This is a genomic window from Pseudomonas sp. MF6767, assembly GCF_016405475.1.
Classification (GTDB): Bacteria; Pseudomonadota; Gammaproteobacteria; order Pseudomonadales; family Pseudomonadaceae; genus Aquipseudomonas; species Aquipseudomonas paracarnis.
Genome location: NZ_JAEKCY010000024.1, coordinates 13,400 through 39,599, shown reverse-complemented (window position 1 = coordinate 39,599; position 26,200 = coordinate 13,400). Strand labels below are relative to the sequence as shown.

The following is a 26,200-nucleotide window of genomic DNA, read 5'->3' as shown; positions in this document are numbered from 1 at the left end:
AAAAACGGCATGCCAAATCACTACCGCAGGTACCACCTATGTGGCAACCGGGAATAATTCGTTCCTTGAAACATATAAAACTGGCGCCACCTCAAAAAGGTGGCGCCGCAAGAGCGGTCAGCGGGACAACGAGTACAGCCCTCTACGGCTGATCTTCCCATCGCCGTCTTTACTGAGGTGGTTATCCATTTTTTCGAGCACGTCACTGCGCGTGAGTATTTCCTGGGATAACTGAATCAGATGGTCCTTGGCTGCATCGCCAGTGAGCGGCTTGCGCGCCCACTCTTTCAGTTCGCTGATTTTCAGGCTTGAGCCCCCGCTCCTTTTCTTCAACTCGTCGAAATGATCAAGCAGCTCACCGGCCAGTTCCTTGTCAGTCTTGTACTTGAAGTAGTTCTCTCCTTTGATCACCATATTCAGTTTTTGCCGGTCGATAAGACCATCCAGGGCGCCGGTGGAACTGTGCCTATCCATCGCTGCCATCAGTTCCGGACGTCGTAGCAGCTCATTGGCCAGGCGGATGTTCTCGTTCATGACGGGATTAGGCGACCACCCTCTTTTCGCCATCGCAAGAATGCTGTCAACGCTGACGTAGCCAGGCTTCTTCGGGTCTCTGAAGGCATTGAAGTTGTCGAGCAGTTGTTGGGCCAACTCTTCGCGGTTCTTCAACGCGTACTGCGGATCCGGCCTGCCGGGGGCGGGCGGATACGGTCGACCTGCGGTGGGGTCCGGTCGTGGTGGAGGATTGCTCTCAATAGGATTCGGTCTGGGGGGCGGGTTGCTGCAACCTGGGTTCGGCCTTGGCGGCCGATGTTCACAACCAGGATGCGTGGGCGGCCGATGTCCGCTGAAGCAATGACCGACCCACTGCTTGAATTGGCTCAGCAAACTCTGCGCCCCCTGCGGGCTGTGGTGACGCCCATGCGCGTCAGCCGCGGTGGTCGGCGCCTGAGGACTACCAAATACCGGCCCATCCTTGTTCTCCCTGGATTGGAAATTAACATGGGCAGCATTCTGGCCATTGAAAGAACGCGCAGCCGCAGCCTCGTTAGCGACTTTAATGTCGACCTTGGCCGGTGGAAGGTCAGACGTTGCTGAAGCAGAGACGGGTGTATCCAACATCGATACCGACATAAGTTTCTCCATGACAGTGGGCGATTTTCAGCTTGTCGCTCCAACGCAATGTCGAAGCCCACCAGCTTTCCCATGTGTGGTTTTGCGTCGGAATCAGTTCCTGATCCAGCAACAATATGTGATCAAGGTGTAGGAAACAGCTTGGACAGCGGCGATCTTCTCGCGATGAATGGGCGATGCCCCTGGCTTAGGCCAAAAAAAATCGCGACCGTTGAGATCGCGATTTTTCTTCATCGGTTAAAGCTCAAAACCCTACGCTTGCCTGTAGGAAGAACGTGCGAGGCTCACCCAGGTACAACCCTGCATTGTTGTCGCTAGAGCGTGTGTAATGCTGCTGGTCGAAGACATTCTTCACGCCCACGCCCAGTTTCAGGTTCGACAGTTGCGCGCCAAAGTCGTAGCCGCTGCGCAGGTTGACCGAGACATACCCGGGGATATCACCGTATTGGCCATCAGCAGTGCCTTGGGTGATATAGGTGGTGCCGGTGCCGGGCGCACGCTGGCCGGACTGGGCATAGACGTCCAGGTTGTGGGTCCAGTGGTTGACGTCGTAACGCAGGCCCAGGATCGCCACTTGGCGGGAATACAGTGGCAGGTCACGGCCCTTGAACGGCACATCACCTTCGGAGGTGGCCTTGGTGTAGGTGAAGCCCGCGTTGGCGGTCAGGCCGTCGAGGCGCGGGTCGAGGTTGGACAGGTCGTAATGGGCGGATGCTTCGATGCCGCTGTGCTTGGTGGCGCCGAGGTTGGTCCAGCCCACGTCATTGCTGACGTATTGCAGTTCATCCGAGAAGTCGATGTAGAACAGCGTCACTTCGCCGCCCCAGACGCTGTCGTTGTAGCGCGTACCGACCTCGTAGGTCTTGGCCTTTTCCGGGTTCAGGCCGTTGGCCGTCTGGTCGCCGGTACCGCCCTGGCCCAGTTGGAAATACTGCAGGCTGCCGAAGGAGGTTTCGTAGTTGGCGAACAGTTTCCAGGCGTCAGACACGTGGTACATCACGCTCAGCGCCGGCAGCGGTTCGTTGTTGTGGACCTCGCGGCGTTTTTCCTCGGTACGCTTGCCGTTCAGGGCAACGACCGGGCGGTCATGCCATTCGGTACGGATATCTTCAAAGCGAATGCCCGGGGTGATGGTCCATTTGCCAATATCGATTTTGTTATCGATATAGAAGGCGTTGGCTTCAGTGCCCCCCGTGCGGTCCTGATACACGTGACCGTCGCTCTGCCCGCCCGGCGTCGGTACGTTGTTGACCAGGTTCAGGCTGGTGGCCTCCTCGTGCATGCCTTCTTTGAGGTAGCGATACCCCACACTGACTTCCTGGGTACTGGGCCCCAGGTCAAACACATGGGACACACGCGGCTCGATGCCGAAGGTGTAGTAGGTGCGCGGGTAGGAGCTGAGGGTCTTGAGATCGCGGTTGGCAATGTTGCTGCCACGGAAACTGTCGGAATAGTAAGTCAGCACTTCGGCCTGGGTGCGGTCGTCGATCTGGCGGATGTACTTGAACGACACGTCCTTGCGGCGCCCGCTGAAGTTGTCCCAGTCACGCACCGATTGGTACGGGTTGGCATCGAACTGCTTCTGGGTCAGGCCGCCGGGCATATCGGCGCTGGCATCGTAATAGTGGAAGTTCAGCGAGAAATCGTCTTGATCTGTCGGCGCCCAGTGGGTTTTGAAGATCACATCATCGATGTCGTTGCCGTTGTTGCTGTTGCGGTAACCGTTACCGTTGACCCCGGAGTACAGCAGCGCGGCGCCGATACCGTTGTCGGCCGTGCCGCCCATAAAGGCATTCTCTACATGCTTCCAGCCACCGTGGGCAGACGTTTGCAGGGTGGTGCCGACTTCACCGGAGAAGTCTTGCGGGATCGCACGGGTCACGAAGTTGATCACGCCGCCGACGTTCTGTGGCCCATAACGCACCGAACCCGCACCGCGGACAACGTCGATACTTTCCAGGTTACCGGCAGAAATCGGCGCCATCGACAGCTGTGGCTGGCCGTAAGGAGCGAACGCAGCCGGTACGCCGTCAATCAGCACGGTGGAGCGCGGTGACAGGCGCGAGGTCAGGCCGCGTACGCCGACGTTAAGGGAAATATCACTGCCACCGGTGCCGTTGGATTCCTGCACTTGCACGCCAGGCACGCGGCGCAGGACGTCACCGATGTTCATCGCGCCCTGCTCTACCATGGCTTCGCGTCGAATGACGGTGCGTGCGCCGGGATGGTTCTGCACCACTTCGGCATCGGCGTCGGCAAGCCAGTCGCCCACCACCTTGATATCGGTGACCCCCAGTTCCAGCGGTGAGCCCGCTTCACCGGTGCCGCGGCTCACCGGACGCAAGGTCACGGAGCCGGCGTCAATCTGGTAATCCAGGCCACTGCCTTGCAGTAATTGCCGCAGGGCTTGTTCGGGCGAGAGATTGCCATCGACCGCAGGAGCTTGCTTGCCAGCAACCATATCGGGGCTGAAGAACACTTGCAGCGAGGTCTGCTGGCCCAATTGGCTCAAGGCTGCGCCGAGGGATTGCGCACGAATGTGGATACCCTCGGCAGCCTGTGCGGTACTGATGGCAACGGCCAGGGCCAAGGGCGCCCAGCGGGAAATTTTATTGTTGTGGGGGGCAAGTTTTTTCACGTCGAACCTAGTCCTGTGATCGCAAGCATGCGCGGCCGTTAATGCAAACCAGTTGCAGTTGCAGGAGAAGACGAAGAACTCGAAAAAAACCTGAATGTCAGCGCGAAATAATTTCCTGGCTACCGTCCGGCAGAGTGCGCAAGGCGACCGGCAGGATGTGGGGCAAGGCCTTGAGCAAGGCATCGGTATCGCTGGAGTTGAAGACACTGGTCAAGCGCAGATTGCCCACCGCTGCCGTACTGACCCGCAGCGGTTGCTCGCGGTAGCGCGACACTTCCCGCGCCACGTCGACCAAGGTGGCGTTGTTGAACACCAGTTTACCGTTGCGCCACGCGGTCAGTTCTTCAGGGTTCACAGCGTATGCCGCCGCCACTTGGCCTTGGGGATCGACATGGGTGCCACGCCCGGCGGTGAGCGTGACGATGTGATCGGATGCCCGGCCCTGCACCTTGACCGTGCCGGCTTCGACCGCCACGCGGGTCTGGTCCGCCTCCCGACGTACATCAAAGCGCGTGCCGGTGACAGTCACCTGCCCTGCGCCGGCTGCGACCACAAACGGGCGCCCGGCGTCATGCTGCACGCTGAACATCGCCTCGCCCTGCTTGAGCTCTACGCCCCGACGGCCCTTTTCGTAATGAACCGCGACCACGCTGCGGCTGTTGAGGTCCATCACGGAACCGTCAGGCAAGATCACCTGACGATGCTCGCCTAACCGCGTGCTGAATTCGGCATTGTAGGGCTTTGGCTGCCCCAGACCGCGGTACGCACCCAGGCCCACTGCAATGGCGACCACACTGGCGGCCACGGCATAACGCATCAGCGCACGCCGTCCAAGGCGCTCGGTCGGCGCATCGCCCAGCGCCTGCAAGCGGGCCTTGGGCAGCAAATCCGTCGCACTCCATAGCCCTTGCAGCACATCGATTTCGTACTGATGCGCGGGCTGCGACCTGCGCCAGGCATCGAAACGTTGGCGTTCCTGGGCGCTCAATGGGCCGTCTTGCAGGCGTACAAACCACTGCGCGGCCTCATCACGGACACGGTTATCCATCGTGGAAGATCCTGTTTCAAAGCCGGTCATGGCGCGCTCGCATCCAGACGATCACGCAGATGCCGCAGGGTGCGGATCATATACTTTTCCACCATGTTTTTAGACAGCCCCAGGCGTGTGGCGATTTCCTGCTGGGTGAGCCCTTCGATCTTTTGCCAGATGAAAATCCTGCGACAGTTGAGCGGCAACTCGGCCAGCGCCCGCTCGATGGCGTCGGCCAACTGGATCGCGTGCATGTAATGCTCCGGGTCGCTACTGTGAGGCGTGCTGTGATCAGCCGCCTGCAGCGTCAACGCCTCGCGGCGGTCTTCGCGGCGGTAGGCATCCACCGCAATATTGCGCGCGGTTTGATGCAGGTAGGCGCGTGGCTGCGCCACCTCGCAGGCAGCGGACTCAAGCACCCGCACGAAGGTGTCGTGCGCCAGGTCTTCGGCTTGCTGACGGTTTCTCAGGCGGCGCGTCCAGGTTCCGATCAACTCTTCGTAGTGCTCGAAAAAGCCTGTTCTGCGGGGCGGCTGAGGAGTCATCGCGAGAGCACTGGGGAGGCGGGGCGTGAATAGTAATGCTTCCTATTAAGTGGGGCAATTGCTGCTCATCGCCGACCCACTATTTGTTTGAAATGACCTCACTCATGTATTGATGCAAATCGCGAAAGTCTTTAACGCTCCAGGCATGTGGCGCGATCTTTACGCCGTTGTCTTGCAGCGTCTTGGGGATGAGGTTGCCATTGGGGCGAAGGATGACCGAGGAGACGATAACGCCCGGATAATCATGGAGTCGTTTCTTGAAGGTGGCAGTTGTCAGGTCGGGGGTTGGCGGATTACTTTTTTTTGCCAATGGCCCCGTGCCTTTGATATCGGGCCCGTGGCACACAGCACAGCGCTGCAGATACAGCGTTTTACCATTGCTGTTTTCCGCGACGCACAAGGCTGTCTGAGCCAGTGATAAAGCGGCCACTACGCCGCTGAGTAATAGTTTCATCCATCGGGTAACGGCCCACGCATGCATTCCATCGCTTCCTGTATTGCCCTTTATTTTCAGCATCATACGATAAAGTCGCGCTTTGCCCGAGTTGGGCGTAAGCGCCAGGGGGTGAACTTCCGCTCGCCGCCGCCAGTCAGCAAGAAGGACTCTCATAAAACGGTGGGTGGGCGATGCAGATTTCCTTGCAGCAACAAGTGGCCCTGGTCACCGGGGCCAGTTCCGGCATTGGCGCGGGCGCGGCCAAAGCCCTGGCCGCAGCAGGCGCGGCGGTGGTGCTTAACTACAACTCCCAGGCGGCACCGGCTGAGGCTCTCGCCGCGCAGATCAATGCCAACGGCGGCCGAGCGCTTGCGATTGGCGGCGATGTGTCCAAGGAGGCCGATGTCGAACGCCTGTTCGCGCAAACCCTCGACGCCTTCGGCCATCTGGATATTCTGGTGGCCAACTCCGGCCTGCAAAAAGATGCCAATCTGGTCGATATGACCCTTGAGGATTGGAACACGGTGATTGGCGTCAACCTCACCGGGCAGTTCCTCTGCGCGCGCGCGGCGGTGCGTATCTTCAATCGCCAGGGTATTCGCGAAGGTGTGTCACGGGCCGCCGGCAAAATCATCCATATGAGTTCGGTGCATCAAGTCATCCCCTGGGCCGGGCATGTGAATTACGCCGCGTCCAAGGGCGGCGTGGAGATGCTGATGCGCACCCTCGCCCAGGAAGTCAGCGAACAACGCATCCGTATCAATGGCATTGCGCCTGGGGCGATTCGCACGGCGATCAACCGCGCAGCCACTGAAGGCGCTGCAGAAAAAGAGCTGCTCAAATTGATTCCTTATGGTCGTGTCGGTGACGTCGAAGACGTGGCCAATGCGGTGGTGTGGCTGGCCAGCGATGCCTCTGATTATGTGGTTGGCAGCACCTTGTTCATCGATGGCGGTATGAGCCTCTACCCGGAGTTCCGTGGCAATGGTTGATTTCAAGAACGAACCTCAAAGCGCCATCGATGCCCACGGGATCATCGGCGACATGCGCAGCGCGGCACAGGTGAACGACCGCGGCAGCATCGACTTCTTCTGCTGGCCGGAATTCGACAGCCCTTCGGTGTTTTGCGCACTGCTCGACACGCCCGAGGCCGGCACGTTCCAGCTTACCCCGGACCTGCCCAACGCCCGCCGCGAGCAGATCTACCTGCCCGACACCAATGTGCTGCAGACTCGCTGGCTGAGCGATGAAGCGGTGGTGGAGATCACCGACCTGCTGACCGTCAGCGAAAACGTCGATGAACTGCCCTTGCTGATCAGGCGGGTACGGGTGGTCAGTGGCAAGGCGACTATCCACCTGAGCTGCGCCGTGCGCCACGACTATGCCCGGGCCCCCACCGAGGCGAAGGCCGAGGCTGCCAGCGTGGTGTTCACCGCCAGCGGCCAGCCCGGCCTGCGCCTGATTGGCAGTCAGCCGCTGACCCTCCAAGGCAACACCGCCATCGCCACCTTTACCCTCGCCCAGGATGAAGGCGCCGAATTTGTCCTCGGTGGCCAGGAGGATGCGCGCGTCACCAACGACTGTACCGACCTCTACCTGGAGCGCACCTTGAAGTTCTGGCGCGGTTGGATCAGCCAGTCCAACTATCGCGGGCGCTGGCGCGAGATGGTCAACCGCTCGGCCCTGGCGCTGAAACTCCTGACCTCGCGCAAACACGGCGCCATCATCGCCGCGGCCACGTTCGGGCTGCCGGAAACGCCCGGCGGCGAACGCAACTGGGACTACCGCTATACCTGGATCCGCGATGCCTCGTTCACCGTCTATGCGTTCATGCGCCTGGGTTTCGTCGAGGAAGCCAACGCCTATATGCGCTGGCTCAGGGGCCGGGTCAGCGACTGCTGCGGCCAGCCGACCAAGATCAACATCCTGTACGGCATCGACGGTCGCCAGGAACTGCCGGAAACCACCCTCGACCACTTGAGCGGCCACGGCGGCGCCCAACCGGTGCGGGTGGGCAACGAAGCGTTCGACCAGGTCCAGCTGGATATCTACGGCGAACTGATGGACGCGGTTTATCTGGTCAACAAGTACGGCGAAGCCATCTCCCACCAAGGCTGGAAACACACGGTGGAAGTGGTCGACCAAGTGTGTGAGATCTGGAACCACAAAGACGTGGGCATCTGGGAAATGCGCGGTGAGCAGCACCATTTCCTGCACTCACGCCTGATGTGCTGGGTGGCCCTGGACCGTGCCATTCGCCTGGCCTCCAAACGTTCGCTGCCGGCCCCGTTCGCACGCTGGGACCAGACGCGCCAGGCGATCTACGCCGACATCTGGACTAACTTCTGGAACGAAGAGCGCGGGCATTTTGTGCAGCATATCGGCAGCACCGCCCTCGACGGCTCGATGCTGTTGATGCCGCTGGTGCGCTTTGTCGCCGCCACGGACCCGCGCTGGCTCACGACACTGGAAGCGATCCAGAAAAGCCTGGTGCGCGACGGCATGGTCTACCGCTACCGCAATGACGATAGCCAGATCGATGGGCTGCAAGGCGTCGAAGGCGCGTTTGCCGCCTGTTCGTTCTGGTACGTCGAATGCCTGGCGCGCGCCGGGCAAGTTGAAAAGGCCCATCTGGAATTCGAACAGTTGCTGCGTTACGCCAACCCGCTGGGGTTGTACGCCGAAGAGTTCGACAGCCAGGCCCGGCACCTGGGCAACACGCCCCAGGCCTTGAGCCACTTGGCATTGATCAGCGCGGCAACGTTCCTGGACCGCAAACTCAGCGGGGAGAAAACCGTATGGCAACCGTGACATCCCCTGCCCCACTGCTGTATGTGCGCACAACCCTGCTTGATGTGGCGTACGAAACCCACGGCCCCATCGATGGCGAACCGGTGATCCTGTTGCATGGCTTCCCCTACGACCCACGGGGCTACGATGACATCGCGCCGGTGCTGGCTGAACGTGGTTATCGGGTATTGGTCCCGTATTTACGCGGTTATGGCCCGACGCGATTTATCAACGCGCAAGTGATGCGCTCCGGCCAACAGGCGGCGCTGGCCAAGGACCTGCTCGACTTCATGGATGCATTGTCGATCCCGCAAGCCACACTCGCCGGCTTTGACTGGGGTGGGCGCGCCGCCTGTATTGTCGCGGCGCTATGGCCGCAGCGGGTGCGCGGCCTGGTGACCGGCGATGGCTACAACATCCAGGCCATCAGCCAGTCGCTCAAGCCCAGGCCACCTGAGACAGAGCACCGGCTCTGGTATCAGTATTACTTTCACACCCAGCGCGGGGTCGACGGGTTGACGGCCAATCGGCGTGAACTCTGCCAATTGCTCTGGACGCTGTGGTCACCGTCCTGGGCCGAAGGGCCAAGCCGCTACGGCCTGACCGCGCCGTCGTTTGATAACCCGGATTTTGTCGAGGTGGTGATTCACTCCTATCGCCATCGCTTCATGTATGCGCCGGGTGATCCCGCGCTGGAATACATCGAGCAGGCGCTGGTGCCGCAACCGCCGATATCAGTACCGAGCATTTCGCTGTGCGGGGCCGACGATGGCGTGGGCCCGCCGTCGCTGGAGGATGATGACGTGGAGCACTTCAGCGGTTTTTATCGCCGCCAGGTGTTGCCCGGCGTGGGTCATAACGTTTTCCAGGAAGCGCCCCAGGTCACGCTTCAAGCTTTGCTGGAACTACTGGAGCGGTGAAAAACGCTCTCGATAAGCCTGGGGCGTCACCGACAAAGCCCTTAGAAAGCTGCGGCGCAAAGTCTCTTCACAGCCAAAACCACATTGCATGGCGATACGCTTGATGGAGGTTGTGCTATCTGCCAGTTGCCGGCGTGCGTTTTCGACGCGAATCAGTTCCACGGCCCGCGCCGGGGTTTGGCCAGTCTCGGTGCGATAGTGGCGTACAAAGCTGCGCTCGCTCATGCCAGCCTGGGCCGCCAGGGTGGCGATGCTCAGATTCATCGTCAGGTTATCGGCGATCCAGGCATGCAGCTCGACAAAACGGCTGTCGCTCTTTTGCAGGGATAACGTCACGCTGAATTGCGACTGACCGCCAGGGCGCTTGAGGAACACCACCAAGTGGCGCGCCACCTCCAAGGCAATCGCACGCCCCAGGTCATCCTCTACCAGGGCCAGGCACAGGTCGATCCCAGCGGTCACGCCGGCAGACGTCCACACCGCACCTTGCTGGATGAAAATCGGATTGGCCTCCACCGTGAGCGCAGGGAACTTGCGCGCCAGTTCTTCACAGCGCGTCCATTGCGTGGCCACGCGACAACCATCGAGCAAGCCACTGGCGGCCAGCAGAAAAGCCCCGGTGCAAACCGAAGCCATGCGCCGGGTGTGCAAGGATTTATCGCGCACCCATTGCACCAGCGCCGGGTCCTCGGCAGCGCCGTACACGCCCCAGCCACCGGCGATCACCAGGGTGTCGCAGGGCTGGTCAATGGCGGGCAGCGGTTCGGCCAGCAGCGCCAGGCCGGCTGACGTCATCACCGGCTCAGCCTGAGCGGCGATGACGTTGACCGCGTAGGGCAATGGCAAACCATGCTGGCGCGCCAAATCGTTAGCCGATGCGAATACCTGTAGAGGCCCGGTGACATCGAGTACCTGGGCATTCTCAAACGCGAGTACATGAATAATTTTAGGCATGATTGGCGAGATTAGTGGGCTCAATGGCGTATTCGCCAAAGCCTAGGCTTCTACAGTGAGCACGTCCATTCCTTTTCGGAGCTTGAAACATGACCTTGCAGATCGGCTTTCTGTTGTTCCCCGGCATCCAGCAACTGGACCTTACCGGCCCCTATGATGTCCTCGGTTCGCTGCCAGACGTGAAGCTGCACCTGGTGTGGAAAGACCTCGCGCCGATCACCTCCAGCACTGGCCTGGTGTTCACGCCGACCATGACCTACGCCGACTGCCCGAACCTGGATGTGCTTTGCGTACCCGGCGGCGCCGGTGTGGGCCCATTGATGGAAGACCCGCAAACCCTGGACTTCCTCAAGGCCCAGGCCCAGACAGTGCGCTACATGACCTCGGTGTGCACCGGCTCACTGGTACTGGGCGCGGCAGGGTTGCTGCGCGGTCGCAAGGCCACCACCCATTGGGCGTACCACCACCTGCTCGCCCCGCTCGGTGCCATCCCCGTACAGAAACGTGTGGTGCGTGATGGCAACCTGTTTACCGGCGGCGGGATCACCGCCGGCATTGATTTTGCCCTGACTTTGGCCGCGGAGTTGTACAGCGAAGCGGCGGCGCAACTGGTGCAACTGCAGATCGAATACGCGCCGGCCCCACCGTTTGACTCAGGCCGCCCGGAGACGGCGCCCAGGCATGTGCTGGAGGAAGCCAACAAGCGCACGGTGGAGTCACGCAAAGTGCGCGGGGAGATTGTTGCGCGGGCGGCTGCGCGGTTGGGTTGAAGTTGGATTTCTCACGTCCGGTCGCTGAATTTGCAGCGACTGAAGGTCCGTGGGAATGAACCGGTTTCAACGCTTGAACGTGAGGTAAGTCCTAGACCGCTGTACGAAACTCCTTTTGATTATTTCGGTGCTCAACGGCCGTCCAGTTGTAGCCGACAGTAATCACGATGCGAAGCGAGTCGCTCTTGAACTTGCTCTTGATCTTAGGCGCCCCATTAAACCACGCTGGCCGAACGCAGGCTAGAATTCGTGGGTAACCCGGCAGGACGCCGGGTTAGCCGCCCCGCGCCATGGATGGCGCGTGGCGGCGGCCCACGGATTCAAGCCTGTGTTCGGGCACACCGAGCCTAAGCGAGGTGCCGAGTGGTGGGGCAAGAGCGTTTTGCTTACTTTTGCGCTTTTCAAAAGTGAGCCGCTGTAAAAGCGGAACCCTAAGCGGCCGTTACCGCAGGAATGGATATGTACTCGGTATAACTGCGTCGGCTGGCAGGCCGTCTTCGCAGGCAAGCCAGCTCCCACATTTGGATTATGGGGTGTCAGGTAGATGAGCATCGGCTGTCGGGCACCCGCCACAAAGAAACTTGCTTGGCTTCCCGCGTGTGTTCAGGCAGGACGTGACATCACCGCCAAGCGCACGGCCAACGCCGTCAGCACCGCTGCCAAGCCCCACTTCTGCAGCCAGGCGCTTTTGGTGCGTTTGGCGAAGAAACGACTGAGCGCCCCGCCAAACACGCCCAACAGCACATGAAACACACTGGCGATCAACGTCAACACACCGCCCAGCACCATCAATTGCAAGGCGATGGGCCCCGCCTCGGGCCGCACAAACTGTGGCAGGAACACCATGAAAAACAACAACGCCTTGGGGTTGAGCAAACTGTTGAGCATGGCCTGCAGAAACACTCGGCCCAACGCCACGCGGCCGACGTGAGCGGTGTCCAGGCCGGGGCGTTTCTGCAAGGTTTTGAAGGCCAGCCACAGCAGGTAGATCACGCCCGCATAACGGATCAGGTCGAACGCTGGCGGCCAGCTGGCGACCAACGCCGTCACCCCCATGGCGGTCAACGCTGTCAGCAACAGGTCGGCCACGCCAATGCCCAGGGCCGAAGCAACGCCGCCGCGCCAGCCATGGGTGACGCCCTGACTGATGACAAATGCCATGTTCGGCCCCGGTGACAGCAACAACAGCAACACAGCGCCGGAAAAAACACCGAGTGTGACAAGGCTGATCATGGTTGAACCGTCCGCTGGAAAAAAAACAGATTAATCGGCGCTTGCAGGCCCTACAAAAAATTGTGCTGGATACATTGCTCACGCAGCGAACCGAGTGATTGCTGAATGCCACGACCAACGTCTAGAATGCGAAACATTATCAATTAAGCCTGCTGCGCCAGGATGACCATGTCGAGCGATCACCCACTGGACCCTGCTGCCATCGGCCAGCTATACCAAGCCCACCATTCATGGCTGCGAGGCTGGTTGAGCCGGCGCACGGGCTGCCATGAGCGCGCCGCTGACCTCGCGCAGGACACCTTCGTGCGCCTGCTCAACGCGCGTCAGCAACAGACTTTGCAGCAGCCGCGCGCGTATCTGAGCAGCATCGCGCGCAGCTTGATGATCGACCAATACCGGCGCCGCGAACTGGAACGCGCCTACCTGGAAAGCCTGGCGCACTTCCCGCAAGTAGAGGTGCCGAGCGAAGAAACAAAGCGGCTGATCCTCGACAGCCTGGAGCGTATTGACCGTTTGCTCGACCAGCTCAAGCCGAGGGTGCGCGAGGCTTTCCTGTTGGCCCAATTGGACGGCCTGACCTGCCCGCAGATCGCCTTGCGCCTGGGCGTGTCCAAGGCCACGGTGGAACGCGACCTGTCCAAGGCGCTGCACGCCTGTTACCGGTTGCGCTATGCCGACTCCTGACTCGCACCTGGTCGACCAGGCCATCCAATGGATGATCAAGCTGCGCTACAACACCGCCGACGACGCCAGCACCGCGGCCTTTGACCAGTGGCTGCACACCAGCGAGGCGCATCAACAGGCCTGGCAACGGGTCGCCACCCTGAATGACGATTTCAACCACTTGCCGGCGCATGTCAGTCGCCATGCACTCGACGGCGCACGCCAGCACATCAGCCGTCGTGAAAGCCTGAAACTGCTCGGGCTGTTTGCCGGCGCCGCAGGTTTAGCCTGGCTGGGCCGCGACTACACGCCCCTGCCCGCCTTGATGGCGGACTACCGCACCGCCACTGGCGAGCGGCGCTGGGTAACATTGGAGGATGGCAGCAAAGTCCAGCTCAACAGCGCCAGTGCCGTCGACATTACCTCCAGCGCCGAACAACGGCTGGTGAACCTGCGCCAGGGTGAAATATTGATCAATACCGGCGCCGACCACCGCCCGCTGTGGGTGCATACCCGCGACGGTTACCTGCGCGCCGTCGGCACGCGCTTGCTGGTGCGCGAAGAACTCCAAGGTACTCTGCTGGCCGTGCAACAGGGTGCGGTAGCGGTGTTTGCCGATCGCCATGACGGCGCCGCACGCCAGGTGATCAAGCCAGGCGAACAGGTGATGTTCAACCGTAGCGGCATTCGCCCTTCCCCCAACAACGGCCTGGACCCCTGGGCCTGGAGTGACGGCGTGATCAGCGCCCACAACATGCGCCTGGACGACTTCCTGGCCGAGCTGGGCCGCTATCGCAGTGGGTTGGTGCGTTGCAGCGAAGCCGTGGCAGGGCTGCGGGTGTCGGGCACTTACCAACTGGAGGACACCGACCAAGTGCTCAAGTTGGTCACTCAATCGCTGGCGATCGATGTGACCTACCGCAGCCGCTACTGGGTAACCGTCTCCGCTCGGGTGTGACCGGCCGAAAATAAATGAGGTGAATTCTCATTGCCATTCGACCTGTAAGGAAGGGCCGATCAACAGGCCGGTTTGTCCACTTCCTTCAGGAGCATCCCGCGGTCATGCAAGCGTTCCCCTCCAAACGTTCTCTTCTCAAACACGCGGTGCAGGCCGCCCTCCTTGGCGCCTGCCTGGGCGGCGGCGTCTTGCCGCTCGCCGTGATGGCCGACTCCGCTAGCGCTGATACCCAGGTTCGCGCATGGGCGATCGCCCCCGGCTCCCTTACCTCGGCACTGGATCAATTTGCCCGTCAGGCCGGCATCAGCTTGTCCTACGATGCCACCAGCGTTGCCGGTAAAACCAGCACAGGCCTGAGCGGCAACTTCGATCGAGAACAGGCCTTGGGCCAGTTACTGCGCGGCCAGGGCCTGCAAGCCCAGCGCCAAGGCAAGGATATCTGGCTGCTGTTGCCACAAATGGCCGACACCGGTGCCCTGAACCTGAGCGCGACCACGGTGACCGGCCAACGCCTGGGGGCCCTGACCGAAGGCACCGGTTCTTACACTACCGGCGCGGTCACCATCGGCAAAGGCCAACACAGCCTGCGGGAAACGCCACAGTCAGTGAGTGTGATGACCCGCCAATTGATGGACGATCAGAATGTCACCACCATTGACGATGTGATGGAACGTACACCAGGGATCACCACCTACGAGTCGCCCATGGGCGGCAAGTATTTCTATTCCCGTGGATTCAAGATGCTCGGCCAGTACCAGTACGACGGCGTACCGCTGGACATGGGCAAGGACTATGTGCAGGCGGACAGTTTCAGCGCCAACATGGCGATCTATGATCGCGTGGAAGTACTCAAAGGCGCAGCCGGCATGCTCAAGGGGGCCGGCACGGCCAGCGGTGCGGTGAACTTCGTGCGCAAGCGGCCACAGGCCACCCCGACCTCAAGCCTGATGCTGTCCGCCGGCACCTGGGACAACTACCGCGCCGACGTCGATACCGGTGGCCCGCTCAATGACAGCGGCACCGTGCGCGGCCGCGCGGCGTTCAGCCAACAGGATCGCGGCTCCTACATGGACATTTCCAAGCGCCAGGACCAAGCCTTCTATACCGCACTGGACGTCGACCTGAGCCCCGACACAACCCTGGGCGTGGGAGCCAGCTACGAAGACGTCGACGCCAGCCCCTGTTGGGGTGGCTTGCCGCGCTATAGCGATGGCAAGAGCGCCAGGTTAAGCCGTTCCACCTGCCTGGGCCAATCCTGGAACGACTGGCAAAGCCGACGCACGACGTTCTTCGCTGACCTCACCCATCACTTCAATGACGACTGGCAAATCAAAGTCGCCGCTGTGCACAGCCGCAACCTGCAAGACACCAAGTACGCCGCCAGCGAAGGTACCATCGCCTATGGCGCCCCAACCCCCACCGCCAACTCCTACGCAGCATTGATGGACTATGAGCACAAGGACTTCGGCCTGGACGCTTACATCGATGGCAAGTTCCAAGCCTTTGGCCTGGAACACGAACTGATCCTTGGGGCCAACGGCAGCCGAGGCACCCAGGATGACGTATTCGCGATCCAGAACCTGCCCACGCGCCAGAGCATTTATCAGCCCGACCACCACTTCCCCGAACCAGCCAATGACACCTTCTGGCCAAACATGTACCGCGGTGGCACGGTCAAGGAAACCGCTACCCAGTATGGTACTTACGCCACCTTGCGCCTGCGCCTGGCCGAGCCCTTGATGTTCATCGTGGGCAGCCGTGTGAGCTGGTACGAAAACCGTCGGCAGTCCAACACCCTGGGTTGGGGCGAGTGGAGTGTGCAAGATGCGCGCACCAAGGAATCCGGTGAAGTCACGCCGTTTGCCGCTCTGATCTACGACCTCGACGAACACCTTTCCCTGTACGCCAGCTACGCCGATATCTTCCAGCCGCAGAGCTCTTATGCCACCGCCGACGGCGCGGCACTCAAGCCCAAGATGGGGGACAACTACGAGCTGGGTATCAAGGGCGAATGGTTCGACGGGCGTCTCAACAGTTCCATAGCGTTGTTCCGGGCCACAGAGAAAAACGGCGCCGAGACTGACTTCCTGAGTTTCTGCCCAACTTCGTCCGATGGCTACTGCTATACCGACACTGCCAAGGTCCGCGCCCAGGGCGTCGAAGCCGAAGTCAGCGGCCAGTTGCTCGAACGTCTGCAAGTCTCGGGGGGCTACACCTACACTCAGACCAAATCGCTTAAAAACATTGATACCGCTATCGAAGGAGGCGCGTCCAACACCTATGTACCCCGCCACATGTTGCGCATGTGGGGCGATTACCAGCTGGATGGCGCGCTGTCCAAATGGAGCGTGGGTACGGGGGTCAATGCCCAGAGCGGCAACTATCGCATGCAGCAGGGCCTCAAGCTCGAACAGGCCGGCTATACGGTTTGGGATGCACGATTGGCCTACCGCGTAGATGACACCTGGACCGTCGCCCTTAACGCCAAGAACCTCTTCGACAAAAACTATTACCAAACCGTGGGCACAGCCTCATGGGGCAATTTTTATGGCGAACCGCGTAATTTCACGGTCAGTCTGAAAGGCACCTTTTAACCCGCTCAATCCTCTGGAGGGCAGGCGCCTGGTGCGTTGCGCCCTCTTTTCCTACGCCTCCCCGGGGCCCGTCAAAAAAGTGTTTCCTGACAAACAGGAAAATTCACACTTTTGTTCCTACACTCAAAATCACACCCCGAGACCGGGTCCTCTTGCACAAGGAATGTCAACAAAATGACACAAGAAGGAACATTTAAAGTGTCTATGATATCATCGCTGAAACAAGGTCAAATTATTGACTGAAAGAGAAAAGGAAGTCCTCCTGTAGTAGCCACTGCCCTTGCAAAATTCTTTCATTTGGAGCGATCCATTCGAAGGAAGGGATGCGTTTTACCCAGCGTAGTCCGCTGCCGTCTGGTTCAGACGACCGAATAGAACGCCTGGTGTGCAATGAGGGATGTTTGTATGCGAGAGAAGTCGTCAGTTGTCAGCTTGTTTTTGACCCGAGCAGGGTTTGTCGAGTTTTTTGTGGTTTTCGTCAAGCTGGTCCACGGTCTGACGGCCATTTTCCCACCGCTGGTCCTGGCGCTTTTCCTCGACCCGATGGCCCCTGAAATGCGTTCGCACTTTCTGGGCTTGCTGCTGTTTTTTGCGGTATTGACCATCATTCTGTTCCAGGCCCTGGGCATTTATTCCGAGGAACTGTTCAGTAATCGCTTGCGCCTGCGCACCAATATCGTGGCCTGGTCCTCCGCATTCTGCATCCTGTTGTTCATGTACCAGATCCTGCAGGTATTTCCGCAATTGAACCCGCGCAACCTGGTGGTGTGGTATATCGCCAGCTTGACGATGTTCTGTGCCGAACGCCTGGTGATGCTACGCCTGTACCGCAAACTCATGCGCAAGGGCAAATACCTGCAACGCACAGTGATCCTGGGTTTCACTGACACCGCCGTGCATGTCGCCGACCACTTGCAACGCAACGGCGACATTCGCTCCGGGCTTATCGGCTTTATTGACGACCGCACCGAGCGTATTCCCAAGGAACTGAGCAGCCTGCCGCTGTTGGGCAATACCCGCGACCTGGAAAAACTGATCCGCGCCGAACAGGTCAACCAAGTGATGATCTGCCTGCCCTGGGCTGCCGAGCAACGTATTCACGGCTTGGTCAATCGCCTGCGGCAAATGTCGGTGAACGTGATGCTGGTGCCCGACATGGCTGCCCTGCGCTACGGCCATAGCCGGATCACAGACGTGGGCGGCATCCTGATGTTCAATACCTCGCAGTTGCCGCTGCGCGGTTGGTCGCCGTTTATCAAGCGTTGCGAAGACCTGCTCCTGGCGAGCATCACCCTGGTGCTGGTGTCACCGGTGATGCTGGTCACGGCCATTGCGATCAAGCTCGACTCCAAGGGCCCGGTGCTGTTTCGCCAGAACCGCTACGGCTATAACGACAACGAAATTCGCGTGTTCAAGTTCCGCTCGATGTACACCGACCAGAGCGACTTTACCGCCGAACGCCAGACCACTCGTGAAGACCCGCGCATTACCCGGGTTGGCCGCATCATCCGCAAGACCAGCATCGATGAGCTGCCGCAGTTGTTCAACGTACTGCAGGGCAACATGTCGATGGTCGGCCCGCGCCCTCATGCCACCGCCACCAAAGCCGCCGGTATTCCGTTCGAAGTGGCTGTGAGCGAATACAGCTCGCGCCACCGGGTCAAGCCCGGCATCACCGGTTGGGCGCAGATCAACGGCTACCGGGGTGAAACCGACACCCTGTTCAAAATCCAGAAACGCGTCGAATACGACCTGGAGTACATCTCCAAATGGTCCGTGTGGTTCGATTTGTACATCGTCTTCATGACGGTCCCAGCCGTCCTTTCCACCAAGGAAGTCTATTGATGAATACACTCAACGGATTAATCCCCTGCATTATTTCCGGTGGGTCAGGCACGCGGCTGTGGCCGGTGTCCCGGCAGAACATGCCCAAGCCATTCATGCGTATGCGTGACGGCCAGAGTCTGCTGCAGAAAACCTTTCAACGTGCCGCGCGCCTGCCCGGCGTGGAAAGTGTGCTGACCGTCACTAATCGCGACTTGCTGTTTCGCACCCTGGATGACTACCGCGGAGTCAACCAGGCCAGGCTGCCTCTGGACCTGTTGCTGGAGCCGTTCGGTCGCAATACCGCAGCGGCCATTGCGGTGGCGGCACTGCACGTGCAGGAGCATTTCGGTGGCGACGCCCAGTTGTTGGTGATGCCAGCCGACCATCTGGTGCTGAATGAAACCGCGTTCGCCGACGCCGTGACCCAGGCACGCGAGTTGGCCGAAGCCGGCTACCTGGTGACCTTCGGCATTCAACCCGATCACCCGGAAACAGGCTTCGGCTACATCGAAAAAGGTGACGCCCTGAGCCTGGGTAACCGGGTCAAGCGTTTCGTCGAAAAACCCGACCTGGCCACGGCCCAAGCCTACCTCGACGGCGGCAAGCACTTGTGGAATGCCGGCATGTTCTGCTTCAAGGCCAGTACTCTGGTGGACGAGCTGGCGACCCATGCTCCCGACGTACTGGGGGCCGCTCGTGCAGCCCTCGAGCAGAGCCAGCACCTGCAAAACAGCACCTCGCGCCAGCGTGAACTGGGCAGCGAGGCCTTCGGCACCGCGCCAGACCTTTCCATCGACGTGGCGTTGATGGAGAAGTCCACGCAAGTGGCCGTGGTGCCGTGCGACATCGGCTGGAGCGACATCGGTTCCTGGGAAGCCCTGCGCCAGCTCACGCCCAGCGATGCCCAGGGCAACCAGGTCAATGGCGAAGCCATCTTGCATGACGTGCACAACTGCTATATCGACTCGCCCAAACGCGTACTCGGTGCCGTCGGCGTGCGAGACCTGATCATCGTCGATACCCCCGATGCCCTGCTGATCGCCGACGCCAACCGCAGCCAGGACGTGCGCTACATCGTCGCCGAACTCAAGCGCCAGAACCATCCGGCGTTCAGCCTGCACCGCACCGTCACCCGGCCGTGGGGAACCTACACCGTGCTGGAGGAAAGCAGCCGGTTCAAGATCAAGCGCATCGTGGTCAAGCCCCAGGCATCGCTGTCGCTGCAAATGCATCACCACCGCAGCGAACACTGGGTAGTGGTCAGCGGTGCCGCGCAGATCACCAATGGCGAGCGCGAATTTTTGATCAACGCCAACGAATCGACCTACATCCCGGCTGGGCACAAGCACCGCTTGACCAACCCCGGCATCATCGACCTGGTGATGATCGAAGTGCAGAGCGGCGAATACCTGGGCGAGGACGACATCGTACGCTTCGATGACATCTATGGGCGCGCGCCCGCAGAGAAGAAATGACATGCGCACCTCGCTGATCATTCCAACCCGCAACGCGTCCAGTCATTTGACGCGACTGCTGCCCGCGCTGCAGATGCAGACTCTGCAACCGGACGAGATGCTGGTAGTCGACAGCGCGTCCAGCGATGACACCGTGGCGCGCTTTCGCGAATTTGGCGCGCGGGTCGAGGTTATCGACGCACGCGACTTCAACCACGGTGGCACACGGCGCTGGGCCAGTGAACACACGAGCGGTGACGCACTGATCGTGATGACTCAGGACGCAATCCCGGCTGACCCAGAGACCTTCGCCAACCTGCTCGAAGAATTGCAACAAGACCCACTCAACGGCGTGGCCTACGGCCGGCAATTGCCGCACCCTGGCGCTGGCGTGCTGGGAGCCCAGTCACGCCACTTCAATTACCCGGCCCAGAGCCGCACCAAGAGCCTTGCCGACGCTGCGCAGTTGGGGATTAAAACCTGCTTCAGCTCCGACTCGTTTTCAGTCTACCGGCGCAGCGCCCTGCAGGCCGTGGGTGGCTTCCCCGCCGATGTGATCGGCAGTGAGGATGCCTACGTCGCGGCGCGCATGCTGCTTGATGGCTACAAGGTGCGCTACGCCGCCACGGCGCGGGTGTACCACTCCCACGATTACCGACTCATGGATGAGTTTCACCGCTACTTCGACATTGGCGTGTTCTACGGTCGCGAGCCGTGGATTCGCCAAGCCTTTGGCGATGCCGGCGGTGAAGGTAAACGCTATGTACAGGCTGAACTCGCAGCGTTGCGCGCAGCCGGTGCATTGCACCGCGTACCCGAAGTACTGGTGCGCAGCGCGTTCAAATTGCTCGGCTATCGGCTGGGCCATCTGGAACGCCGCCTACCCCTCGCCCTAAAGCGGCGCATCAGCATGTTTCCCGGTTATTGGAGGTGAGCATCATGACCTACAGGAAGTCCCCCTTGATGAAAAGAACTATGCTCGTCCTGGCCATGATGGCACTGGCCGCCTGCAATACCCCTGCACGTATCGTCCCCCCCGACGGCAAGACGGTCGAGGACGGCAAGCGAGCCCTCGACCAGCTTGCGCAGCTGCCGCCGGCGGTAGAGCGTATCCGCATCGGCGATCAGTTGCGCATTGTGCGCGATGCCGGTGAGATGCCAACGCTGTCGGCGTTCAACGTCAGCACCATCTATGAGCTGACGCTGTACACCGTGCAAACCGATGGCAAGATCAACTACCCGTTCTTGGGCCCGATCCAGGTAGCCCGTCGCACGCCAGCCGAGGTGGCGAACGAGCTGAGCAACAAGCTTGCGCCGGTGTATCGCGAGCCACGGGTGACGGTGAACATCAACCAGGCACCGGGCAACTCGATCATCGTCGGCGGTGCGGTAAACAACCCGACCACGGTGCCGATCGCCTCGGCCAACACCCTGGAACAAGCCATCGTCGGCGCCGGCGGGGTGAACCCGGCGGGCAACGCCAGCATGGTCGCACTGTTGCGCGAAGATACCCAAGGCACCTACCGCGCTTACTTCCTGGACTTCAGCCAATACCTCAAGACCGGCCCCAACGGGCGTAAACAAGTGCCGCTGCAGCGGGGAGATGTGGTGTTCGTGCCCAAATCCAACGTGGGCGAGCGCATCCAGGGCGTAGATACCTACTTGAACCAGTTGATCCCATTCACCAAGTCGATCGGGGTTGGCTACAACTACACCCGAACCAGCGGCGGCAGTAACTAAAGGAGCGACATCCCATGATCGAGATCCGTTCTTTTCGCGATCTTCTGCGCTTGTTCTTCATCTTCCGGCACGAGTTCAAGCTGGCGGCCATCGCGGCGCTGGTGATCATTCTGCTGGGGGCCTTTTTACTACCAGCCAAATACGAGTCCACCGCACGCTTGCTGGTCAAGCCGGGGCGCGATTCGACGCTGCCCATTGAGATCAGCAACCGCCAGGCGCTGGTCATGCCGAGCACTCAACGCGACCCGATTGTCGATGAGGAACGCCTGCTGACCGGTCGCCCTATCGTGCGGGCGGTGGCCGAGCATTACCTGGAAGTCATCGACAAAATGCCGCCACCGGAAGGCCTCTGGAAGCGCACCAAGTACTACGTCAAAAGTGGTATCGGCGCAGTGTTCGACGGTGTGCGCGTGGTGCTGGAAACCGTGGGCATCATTGAACAGACCACACCCGTGGAGCGCCTGGCCGCCAGCCTGGAGAAAAACTTCGACGTCAGCCACGCGGCCGGTTCCACCGTCATGGACATCAGCTTCAAGTGGAGCGACCCGGAAATCGCCCAGGCGGTGGTCAAAAGCTGGGTCGAGACCTACATCAACGAACGCACCCAGGCCCTGGGACGCAAGAGCCTGTATGCCTTCTATGAAGGCCAGGTAGCCAACAGCGCTACCGAAATCAAGAGCTACAAGGAGCAGATTCTTGCCCACTTGAACCAGATCGGCGCGGCAAGCATCACCGATCGCCTGGAGGATTTGTCCGAGCGCATCAACGTGCTGCGTGGCGAAACCTTCAATACCACGCGCTTGATTGCCTCGTCCGACAGCGCCCTGGAGAGCACCCGCACTCAGCTCAAGACCCAACCCAAGGAAGTGACCACGGTACGCCAGATTGCGCTGAACCCGCAGCAGCAGGACTTGCGTCGCCTGCTCAACCAGAAGTTGCTGGAAAAGGCCGACATGATGCGCACCTACACCGACAATGCGCCGCCGGTCAAAGCCCTGGATGCGTCGATCCGCGCCATGCAGGCCCAGGTCGCGAATGAAAGCAACACCGTGCAAAGCTCGGAAAACCGTGCGCCGAACACCCTGGAGATCCACTTGCAGCGCGTGCTGCTCGATGAGTCCAGCAACAACTCGGCACTGCGTACACAACTGGTGCAACAGCAGAAACAACTGGTGAACCTCGAGGCGCAACGCAAGGAAGCCCTGGAGATTGAACCGGAGCTGGCGCGCCTGTCCCGTGAACTGAGTGCCACCGAGCGTAACTATGCGCTGTATGTCGATAACCTGGAAAAATCGCGCATCGACCGTGAGCTGGATAACAGCCAGATCAGCAATATCGCGGTGATCGAGGAGGCCACCCTGAACCCTGGCCGAATCTTCCCTAAAACCCTGTTGATGCTGTTGTTGGCGATCCCGTTTTCCATCGTGGTCGGCTTGCTGGTGATCTACCTGTGCTACCTGCTCGACCAGCGCATCCATGACGGTGGCTTGGTGGAACGCAAGTTCGGCCTGCCGCTGTGGACCACCCTGCCAGAACTGGATACCAGTACCGCACAAGGCACCAACGCATTCAACGCGAGCATCTACCGGCTCTACGGTCTGCTGCAGTTGGACCGTATCACTGAACGCGGCCTGACCCTCGGGTTGACCTCCGCGCGCCATGGTGAAGGGGTGACGTTCGTAGTGGAACAGTTGCGCCAGTTGCTTCAGGAAAACGGCATTACTGTGCGTGTCGGCGGTGCGGCCCCGGCGGCGCCGGGCGAAGTGGTACTGCTGGATGCCTCGGCGCTGCTGGACAACCGCGATGCCTTCGTCAATCTGCGTCGCGCCGACCTGATCGCCCTGGTGGTGGAGGCGCAGAAAAGCACGGTCCCGGTGGTGGAGCATGCGCTGTCGATCCTCAATACCGCATTCGGCAAAGTGGACGGCATCATCATCAACCGGCGTAAATTCGAAGTGCCGGCCAAGGTGCTGCAGACCATCGCCAAATATCGGGGGGCGTTCTGATGCGCATCGCCCTGCTCGCGCCTTTGCCGCCGGAAAAAAATGGGATCGCCGACTACGCGAACCATTTCAAGACGGCACTGGAGCAGCTGGGCGTGACGGTGGCGACACCGTTGAGCGGCGTCGAGGGCACCAGCATCGCGATCAAACAGGCCATCGGTGCATTCGACTGGCAGAGCGTGGACCTGGTCCACGCCGAGCTGGGCGGCGGCCGGCTGGGGGAGTTTCTGGCGTTGCGCGAGTTGCGCAAGGCCTATCCCAACCTGCCGCTGACGGCCACCGTGCATGACCCCGAGCGCATGGTATGGCGGCGCGAGCAACTGCCCTTCCCGCTCAACCTGCTGGAGCGCTTGCCCAGCCCGTTGCCGCAAGCGGCGGTGGTGCTGGCAGACCCGCTGACCCTGCGTGAAGAGCGGCAGGTGGCCCGCGGCCTCACAAGACTGATCACCCTCACCCGCCTGGGCGCCGATTGCCTCAGCCAACGCATGCAATTGCCTGCGGGCAAAGTGGCGGTGATCAACCATGCCAACCTGGCGATTGCGGCGGTGGCGCTGCCGCCCCTGGATACGCTGCACCTGCTTTATTTCGGCTTTATCTACCGGGGCAAAGGCATTGAAGACCTGTTACAGGCCCTGGCCGCAGTCTTCCAGCAAGCCCCCCAATTGCGTGACCGTGTGCGCCTGACCCTGGCCGGTGGCACTGCCGCCGAAATGGCGTTTGGGGCGGGCGGCAATTACCTTGAACAATTGAACCGCCAGATAGCCGACCTTGGCCTGTCTGGCTCCATCGACTGGCGGCTGAACCTGCCGGCCAGCGAGATTGCGCAGACGATACAGGCGCACCACGTGATGGTGCTGCCGTATCGCGAATCGAAAAAACTTGGCCTGCTGGGTCGCCAGCGCGGCACCAGCGGCGCGTTGTCCTGGGCCGCCGCGTGCGGGCGCGGGGCGATTACTTCGGATGCACGGGCATTTGCCGAAGAGGTTGCCAGCGGGAACGGCGCAATCTATCCCCAAGGCGACGTCGCCGCGTTGAGCGCGCAACTACTGCGTCTGGCGCAGACCCCGACGCTGGCCAGGGACTGGGCCGAACGCGCCGCGCACATTGGCGGCCAACGCCTGTGGCCGCTGACCGCACGGCAGTTCAAGCAGCTTTTTGAGCAAGCGATTGCGGGGGCCCCTTATGGTGCGTAAACGTACGTACTTGGCCACGCTTGCACTGGTGGCGGTCATGGGCGTTACCGTCTTTATCTGGGGGCGTCCGGCCGATGCCGAGAGCCATGTGCTCAAGGGCAACAAGGTGCTGGTGTGGAAGGATTTCCTGGGAGTGAACGCGCAGTTCCTGTGGTTCAGCCCCCAGCGTTACCAGATGCAGATCGACCGTCTCAAGGACCTGGGCTTGCAGTGGGTACGCCTGGACCTGCATTGGGATCGGTTGGAGCCGGTGGCTGATCAGTACCAGGTGGCCACGCTGGACGAACTGGTGGCCAAGTTGCAGGACAACCAGCTCAAGTCGGTCTTCTACCTGGTGGGTTCGGCGCCCTTCATCACCACCGCGCCCGTGGGTGCGCCGTATCAGGACCAGTACCCGCCCAAGGACCCGAATGTGTTCGCGATCCGCATGGCGCTGTTGGCCCAACGTTATCCCAGCGTTGATGCCTGGCAGGTGTGGAATGAACCGAATCTGCTCGGCTTCTGGCGCCCCGTGGCCGACCCGGCCGGCTACGCCGCCCTGCTGAAAAGCAGCGCAGCGGCCCTGCGTGCGGTCAACCCGAATAAACCAGTGGTGGCGGCTGGCCTGGCGTTTTTCAGCGAGATGCCCAACGGCCAGACCATGCTCGACGCCTTCGATGCCCTCGGCGTGCCCAGCCTGAACACCGTGATGTCCTATCACCCTTACACCCAGTTGCCCGAAGGAAACGACCCCGCCAACCTGGACTTCGTCGCCAAGACAACTGCGCTCAACCAAAAACTGCGCAGCAATGGCGTCAAGACGCTGTGGAGCACCGAATGGGGCTGGTCAGCGTACACGGGGCCCAAGGAAGTCCAGGACATCATTACCCTGCAAGGCCAGGCCGACTATGTGCTCCGCCGCCTGGCCCTGATGAGCGCGATGGATTTCGACAAGATCTTCCTGTTCACCTTGAGCGACCTCGACCAGCGCGCCAGCGTGCGCGACCGTGCCTACGGCTTGCTCGACCTCGATGCCAAGCCAAAACCGGTCTATACCGCACTGAAGCATTTTCTCGACGTCAGCGGACCGCAATTGACGCCTGGCGACCCACCCGCCGCCGATCAACTGCCCGAGGGCCTGTTCAGCATCGGATGGACCCGCGCCGATGGTCGCAAGCTGTGGTTCTTCTGGTCGGCAAAAGGCGGTAATGCGCACCTGCCGGACCTCGCCAACGCCACCCTGTATGACCCGCTGCGCGGCACGCAAACCCCAGTGAGCGGCACCAACGGCTTGACCGTTGCGGTCAAGCCGAACCTGCAAATTCTGTTATGGGATTGA

21 protein-coding genes are annotated in these 26,200 nt (G+C 60.8%); 14 read left to right on the top strand and 7 right to left on the bottom strand.

The genetic code is table 11. The features are described 5' to 3' along the window. Nucleotides 1–117: 117 nt before the first annotated feature. The 5 genes from JFT58_RS26160 to JFT58_RS26140 form a co-directional block, all read right to left on the bottom strand. On the bottom strand, nucleotides 118–1,134 hold the full coding sequence (locus JFT58_RS26160; RefSeq protein WP_169918900.1) for a type III secretion effector protein: 1,017 nt from the start codon (nucleotides 1,132–1,134) through the stop codon (nucleotides 118–120). A 244-nt stretch (nucleotides 1,135–1,378) separates the two neighbouring features. Next, nucleotides 1,379–3,772 carry a TonB-dependent siderophore receptor gene (locus JFT58_RS26155; protein WP_054898229.1) on the bottom strand — a complete coding sequence of 798 codons (2,394 nt, stop codon included), beginning with the start codon at nucleotides 3,770–3,772 and terminating at the stop codon, nucleotides 1,379–1,381. Between the two features lie 97 nt (nucleotides 3,773–3,869). Further along, nucleotides 3,870–4,820: a FecR family protein gene (locus tag JFT58_RS26150; RefSeq protein ID WP_054898228.1), complete on the bottom strand. Its 951-nt coding sequence runs from the start codon at nucleotides 4,818–4,820 to the stop codon at nucleotides 3,870–3,872. A gap of 26 nt (nucleotides 4,821–4,846) precedes the next feature. Next, nucleotides 4,847–5,347: a sigma-70 family RNA polymerase sigma factor gene (locus tag JFT58_RS26145; protein ID WP_054898227.1), complete on the bottom strand. Its 501-nt coding sequence runs from the start codon at nucleotides 5,345–5,347 to the stop codon at nucleotides 4,847–4,849. 79 nt (nucleotides 5,348–5,426) lie between these two features. After that, nucleotides 5,427–5,828, bottom strand: coding sequence for a cytochrome c (locus JFT58_RS26140; RefSeq protein ID WP_082423435.1), 402 nt, complete (start codon nucleotides 5,826–5,828; stop codon nucleotides 5,427–5,429). 146 nt (nucleotides 5,829–5,974) lie between these two features. Between JFT58_RS26140 and JFT58_RS26135 the strand changes: the two genes are divergently transcribed. Genes JFT58_RS26135 through JFT58_RS26125 form a run of 3 tightly spaced genes read left to right on the top strand, consistent with a single transcriptional unit; the run spans nucleotide 5,975 to nucleotide 9,493 of the window. Then, nucleotides 5,975–6,775: a glucose 1-dehydrogenase gene (locus JFT58_RS26135; protein WP_054898226.1), complete on the top strand. Its 801-nt coding sequence runs from the start codon at nucleotides 5,975–5,977 to the stop codon at nucleotides 6,773–6,775. Then, complete coding sequence (locus JFT58_RS26130) at nucleotides 6,768–8,594, top strand: glycoside hydrolase family 15 protein (protein ID WP_198834779.1); 1,827 nt, start codon at nucleotides 6,768–6,770, stop codon at nucleotides 8,592–8,594. Before JFT58_RS26135 ends, JFT58_RS26130 begins: the two co-directional genes overlap by 8 nt. After that, nucleotides 8,582–9,493 (top strand): alpha/beta fold hydrolase, encoded by a 912-nt coding sequence (locus JFT58_RS26125; protein WP_054898224.1) that lies wholly within the window; start codon nucleotides 8,582–8,584, stop codon nucleotides 9,491–9,493. The genes JFT58_RS26130 and JFT58_RS26125 overlap by 13 nt, the downstream gene beginning before the upstream one ends. On the opposite strand, the gene JFT58_RS26120 is transcribed toward JFT58_RS26125, so the two are convergent. Then, nucleotides 9,479–10,447 (bottom strand): GlxA family transcriptional regulator, encoded by a 969-nt coding sequence (locus JFT58_RS26120; protein WP_198834778.1) that lies wholly within the window; start codon nucleotides 10,445–10,447, stop codon nucleotides 9,479–9,481. The genes JFT58_RS26125 and JFT58_RS26120 overlap by 15 nt on opposite strands. A gap of 89 nt (nucleotides 10,448–10,536) precedes the next feature. Here JFT58_RS26120 and inhA point away from each other — a divergent pair, with 89 nt between their 5' ends. Beyond that, nucleotides 10,537–11,217 carry an isonitrile hydratase gene (gene inhA / locus JFT58_RS26115; protein ID WP_054898222.1) on the top strand — a complete coding sequence of 227 codons (681 nt, stop codon included), beginning with the start codon at nucleotides 10,537–10,539 and terminating at the stop codon, nucleotides 11,215–11,217. Between the two features lie 603 nt (nucleotides 11,218–11,820). Here inhA and JFT58_RS26110 read toward each other — a convergent pair. Further along, nucleotides 11,821–12,450 carry a LysE family translocator gene (locus tag JFT58_RS26110; RefSeq protein ID WP_054898221.1) on the bottom strand — a complete coding sequence of 210 codons (630 nt, stop codon included), beginning with the start codon at nucleotides 12,448–12,450 and terminating at the stop codon, nucleotides 11,821–11,823. A 168-nt stretch (nucleotides 12,451–12,618) separates the two neighbouring features. On the opposite strand from JFT58_RS26110, the gene JFT58_RS26105 reads away from it, so the two are divergent. The 10 genes from JFT58_RS26105 (at nucleotide 12,619) to JFT58_RS26060 (ending at nucleotide 26,200) form a co-directional block, all read left to right on the top strand. Then, the gene (locus JFT58_RS26105) at nucleotides 12,619–13,134 is read left to right on the top strand and encodes a sigma-70 family RNA polymerase sigma factor (RefSeq protein ID WP_034125829.1); all 516 of its coding nucleotides are present in this window, start codon (nucleotides 12,619–12,621) and stop codon (nucleotides 13,132–13,134) included. Then, nucleotides 13,121–14,071 (top strand): FecR domain-containing protein, encoded by a 951-nt coding sequence (locus JFT58_RS26100; protein ID WP_054898220.1) that lies wholly within the window; start codon nucleotides 13,121–13,123, stop codon nucleotides 14,069–14,071. Before JFT58_RS26105 ends, JFT58_RS26100 begins: the two co-directional genes overlap by 14 nt. Nucleotides 14,072–14,175: 104 nt before the next feature. After that, on the top strand, nucleotides 14,176–16,665 hold the full coding sequence (locus tag JFT58_RS26095) for a TonB-dependent siderophore receptor (RefSeq protein ID WP_054898219.1): 2,490 nt from the start codon (nucleotides 14,176–14,178) through the stop codon (nucleotides 16,663–16,665). A gap of 405 nt (nucleotides 16,666–17,070) precedes the next feature. After that, nucleotides 17,071–18,510, top strand: coding sequence for an undecaprenyl-phosphate glucose phosphotransferase (locus JFT58_RS26090; protein WP_054898218.1), 1,440 nt, complete (start codon nucleotides 17,071–17,073; stop codon nucleotides 18,508–18,510). Next, on the top strand, nucleotides 18,510–19,967 hold the full coding sequence (locus JFT58_RS26085; protein WP_054898217.1) for a mannose-1-phosphate guanylyltransferase/mannose-6-phosphate isomerase: 1,458 nt from the start codon (nucleotides 18,510–18,512) through the stop codon (nucleotides 19,965–19,967). The genes JFT58_RS26090 and JFT58_RS26085 overlap by 1 nt, the downstream gene beginning before the upstream one ends. Nucleotide 19,968: 1 nt before the next feature. Further along, complete coding sequence (locus JFT58_RS26080; protein WP_054898216.1) at nucleotides 19,969–20,880, top strand: glycosyltransferase family 2 protein; 912 nt, start codon at nucleotides 19,969–19,971, stop codon at nucleotides 20,878–20,880. A 29-nt stretch (nucleotides 20,881–20,909) separates the two neighbouring features. After that, a complete protein-coding gene (locus JFT58_RS26075; protein ID WP_034125835.1) occupies nucleotides 20,910–21,686 on the top strand; it encodes a polysaccharide biosynthesis/export family protein in 777 nt (258 codons plus the stop codon). 14 nt (nucleotides 21,687–21,700) lie between these two features. Further along, nucleotides 21,701–23,692: a GumC family protein gene (locus tag JFT58_RS26070; RefSeq protein WP_034125836.1), complete on the top strand. Its 1,992-nt coding sequence runs from the start codon at nucleotides 21,701–21,703 to the stop codon at nucleotides 23,690–23,692. Next, nucleotides 23,692–24,882 carry a glycosyltransferase gene (locus JFT58_RS26065; RefSeq protein ID WP_054898214.1) on the top strand — a complete coding sequence of 397 codons (1,191 nt, stop codon included), beginning with the start codon at nucleotides 23,692–23,694 and terminating at the stop codon, nucleotides 24,880–24,882. Before JFT58_RS26070 ends, JFT58_RS26065 begins: the two co-directional genes overlap by 1 nt. After that, nucleotides 24,872–26,200, top strand: coding sequence for a cellulase family glycosylhydrolase (locus JFT58_RS26060; protein WP_034125838.1), 1,329 nt, complete (start codon nucleotides 24,872–24,874; stop codon nucleotides 26,198–26,200). Before JFT58_RS26065 ends, JFT58_RS26060 begins: the two co-directional genes overlap by 11 nt.